Here is a 1,338-nt window from a genome sequence, read left to right as displayed (position 1 = left end):
GAAAACGGAATCTATGGTCACTCCCGTTTTTGCAACACCGATTTTGACGACAAGTTGGCTTGCTTGAATCTATCCGGCGTCTGAATGGGATTTTATTCCCGCGCCTTGATGAGTTCCGCGCCTGATGAACCTCCAGAAAATATACGGCTTCAATGAGCCTTTCCGTTTTACAGGTTCCTCAACAGGCCGGTGGGCCGTTAGTATCATCAATATCAGTATTCGCAAAACCAGATCAGTAATTCTTTAAACCGGTGTATTTCTGCCGTTATGCTACATAAGTTTGCTGTCGTGCCGTTAGGGCCCAGGCTATTCTGGCCAGCTTGTTTGCCAGAGCACAAGTGACGACAAAGTTGCTTTTCCGGCACAGTAAATCCCTGACCCAATCGGCCAATTTGCCAGACTGGTGTTCCAGTTTTTGTATGAATACCCTGGCACATTGAACCAACAAAGTTCGGATCTTTTTATTACCTCGCTTACTAATTCCCAGCAATGTCGTCCTACCTCCCGTGCTGTACTGCCGAGGTACAAGCCCTGTTGCCGCCGCAAAGTCACGGCTGCTGGCGTACTGCTTCCCGTCGCCAATCTCAGTTGAAATAGTACTCGCTGTCAGTGTTCCGACGCAGGGAATGCTCAGCAAGCGCTGTCCAACCTCATCTTCGTCCAACTTTCGTTTCAACTGGGATTCCAAATCTTTAATCTGCTCAACAAGATAGTGATAATGCTGTTGTAATTTCAGCAATAACTGGCTGAGGTAAAGAGGCAAACTATTATCCTCAAGAATGGTACTCAGTCGGCTAATAACGGCAGCTCCTCGGGGAACGCTAATGCCAAATTCCAGCAGAAAAGCATGCATTTGATTGGTTGTTTTTACCTTATCCTGAACCAGGGATTCACGGACACGATGCAGAGCCCGCATTGCCTGCTGAGATTCCGTTCTGGGCTGCACAAAACGCATAGACGGACGCGATGCAGCTTCACAAATAGCTTCGGCGTCGACAAAGTCGTTTTTATTGCTTTTAACGAACGGGCGGACAAATTGTGGTGATATCAGCTTTGGGGAATGCCCCAACTCTTCCAACTTGCGTGCCATAAAGTGAGAACCGCCACAGGCTTCCATTGCGATGGTTGTAGCGGGGCATGTCGCCAAAAATTCGATCAACTTTGGCCGGGTAAATTTTTTACGGTAAACAGCCTTCCCGCGACGATCCTGGCAATGAATATGGAAAGAGTTTTTACCCAGATCGATACCAATGAGCGCAATGTTTTCCATGATAGTTCTCCGAATGAAAGCCTGTCCTCAGCATAGTACCGGGAAGGAGGGAGTGACCATCTCATTAA

1 protein-coding gene is annotated in these 1,338 nt (G+C 47.8%); it reads right to left on the bottom strand.

What is annotated here, in order from left to right; translation table 11 throughout:
* Positions 1-265 precede the first annotated feature (265 nt).
* Positions 266-1,270 (bottom strand): IS110-like element IS4321 family transposase, encoded by a 1,005-nt coding sequence (locus LZ634_RS20790; RefSeq protein ID WP_000427623.1) that lies wholly within the window; start codon positions 1,268-1,270, stop codon positions 266-268.
* Positions 1,271-1,338 lie beyond the last annotated feature (68 nt).

Origin of the sequence: Kluyvera intermedia, from assembly GCF_021440345.1 — a bacterium.
Taxonomy (GTDB): Bacteria; Pseudomonadota; Gammaproteobacteria; order Enterobacterales; family Enterobacteriaceae; genus Kluyvera; species Kluyvera intermedia_A.
This window is presented reverse-complemented; position numbering and strand designations above follow the sequence as displayed.

Excerpts from the sequence above, each read along its gene's own strand:
- LZ634_RS20790 (WP_000427623.1), bottom strand. The coding sequence starts at position 1,270 with ATGGAAAACATTGCGCTCATTGGTATCGATCTGGGTAAAAACTCTTTC.